The organism is Stenotrophomonas sp. 3diitr2024 (assembly GCF_042136455.1).
GTDB classification, from domain to species: domain Bacteria; phylum Pseudomonadota; class Gammaproteobacteria; order Xanthomonadales; family Xanthomonadaceae; genus Stenotrophomonas; species Stenotrophomonas sepilia.
This window is the reverse complement of the sequence record NZ_JBHHMJ010000069.1, coordinates 1-2,022: the sequence shown is the minus strand read 5'-3', so window position 1 is coordinate 2,022 and position 2,022 is coordinate 1. Positions and strand designations below refer to the sequence as shown.

Sequence of the window (2,022 nt, the reverse complement as noted above, 5' to 3'; positions counted from 1 at the left end):
GTTGCCGGCCAGCGGCCGGCACTACCGGGTGCAGTAGATCCACGCCATGCGTGGATGGATTCCTGGCTGGGGTCAGAGCCCTTTCCGTGGGAAAGGGATCTGACCCCGGGGCATTACGCGAAGCTATCGGTGGCGCGCACCAGCGCGTCCACGTTCTCGGCCTCGAACGCCGAATGGCCCGAGGCCGGGGTGATTTCCAGCTTCGCCTTCGGCCACACCTTGGTCAGGTCCCAGGCGTTGGCCAGCGGGCAGACCACGTCGTAGCGGCCGTGCACGATCACGCCCGGAATGTCGGTGATGCGGTGTGCGTCGCGCAGCAGCTGATCTTCCACCTCGAAGAAGCCGCCGTTGACGAAGTAGTGGTTCTCGATGCGGGCAAACGCCAGCGCGAAATGCGGGTCTTCGTGGCTGTTGATGAAGTCATCATCGACGTGCAGGAAGCTGGTCGCGCCTTCCCAAACCGCCCACGCCTTGGCCGCTTCCAGGCGGGTGGTCTCGTCTTCGCTGGTCAGGCGGCGGTGGAAGGCCGAGATAAGGTCATGACGCTCCACCAGCGGAATCGGCTTGAGGTAGTGCTCCCACGCATCCGGGAACAGGCGGTTGGCGCCTTCCTGGTAGAACCATTCCAGCTCCCAGCGACGCAGCATGAAGATGCCGCGCAGGACCAGTTCGGTCACGCGCTGCGGATGGGTCTCGGCATAGGCCAGCGCCAGGGTCGAGCCCCAGCTGCCACCGAACACCTGCCAGCGATCGACCTTCAGGTGCTCGCGCAGCTTCTCGATATCGGCGACGAGGTCCCAGGTGGTGTTGTCCACCAGGTCCGCGTGCGGGGTGGAACGGCCGGCACCGCGCTGATCGAACAGGATGATGCGGTACTTGGACGGATCGTGGAACTGGCGCATCTTGTCGCTGCAGCCGCCACCCGGGCCACCATGCAGCATCACCACCGGCTTGCCTTCCGGGTTGCCGCACTGTTCGAAGTACAGCGTGTGGCGGTCGTCGACCTTCAGGGTGCCGACGTCGTAGGGGGTGATGGCGGGGTACAGCGTACGCATGCTTGCAGCTCCAGGGTGATGCCCTGCCGGGGCAGGAGAACCTCCATTCTAGGCCGGACGCCGGCCCAGGGTGATGCGGTCGCGCTGCTCCAGGTCCTGCACGGTCTGCACCTCGGCAAATCCCGTCGCCTCGAACAGTGCCCGGATCGCCGCGCCCTGGTCCCAACCGTGCTCGATCAGCAACCAACCGCCGGGCCGCAGGTGGGCTTGGCCACCATCGACGATGCGGCGGATGTCATCCAGGCCGTCCATGCCCGAGGCCAGCGCGGTAGACGGTTCGAAGCGCAGGTCGCCCTGTTCCAGGTGCGGGTCGTTGCTGGCGATGTACGGCGGATTGCTGGCGATCAGGTCGAAGCGCACGCCCTGCAGCGGCGCATACCAGTCGTGCCCGCCCTCGGCGAAACGGACGTTGTCCAGTTCATGGCGGGCCGCATTGCGCGCGGCCACGGCCAGCGCGCCCGGGCTGGCATCGGTGGCCAGCACCTGTGCCCGGGGCCGTTCGCTGGCCAGTGCCAGTGCGATCGCACCGCTGCCGGTACCGAGGTCGGCCAGCTGCAACGCCTGGTCCGGCGGCAGTCGCTCCAGCGCCAACTCGACCAGCAGCTCGGTTTCCGGGCGCGGGATCAGCGTGGCCGGGTCGACCTCCAGGTCCAGCGTCCAGAAACCGCGGCGCCCGGTCAGGTAGGCAACCGGCTCACCGGCCACACGGCGGGCCAGCAAAGCTTCGAAGGCGGCCTGGTCATTGGCGGCCAGCGGATCGGTGGCATGGGCGAACAGCCAGCTGCGCGGGCGCTCCAGTACATGCAGCAGCAGCAGTTCGGCTTCGTGGCGGGCATCGACACCGCCCAAGCGGGCACTGGCGTCAGCTACGACCTGACGCAGGGTGGGTTCGGGTTGGAAAGACATGCCTCAATTGTAGGGCCGAGCCGATGCTCGGCTGCTGCTGGAACAGCCGAGCATCGGCTCG

Annotated in this window: 2 protein-coding genes; both read right to left on the bottom strand. The window is 67.2% G+C overall.

The features are described 5' to 3' along the window. Positions 1–113 precede the first annotated feature (113 nt). On the bottom strand, positions 114–1,055 hold the full coding sequence (gene pip / locus ABGA94_RS01545; protein WP_188239693.1) for a prolyl aminopeptidase: 942 nt from the start codon (positions 1,053–1,055) through the stop codon (positions 114–116). A gap of 48 nt (positions 1,056–1,103) precedes the next feature. Next, positions 1,104–1,961 (bottom strand): peptide chain release factor N(5)-glutamine methyltransferase, encoded by an 858-nt coding sequence (gene prmC / locus ABGA94_RS01540; protein WP_065196909.1) that lies wholly within the window; start codon positions 1,959–1,961, stop codon positions 1,104–1,106. Positions 1,962–2,022 lie beyond the last annotated feature (61 nt).

What these genes read in the sequence shown, in the direction of transcription:
- prmC (WP_065196909.1), bottom strand. Translation starts at nt 1,961, where the DNA reads ATGTCTTTCCAACCCGAACCCACCCTGCGTCAGGTCGTAGCTGACGCC.
- pip (WP_188239693.1), bottom strand. Translation starts at nt 1,055, where the DNA reads ATGCGTACGCTGTACCCCGCCATCACCCCCTACGACGTCGGCACCCTG.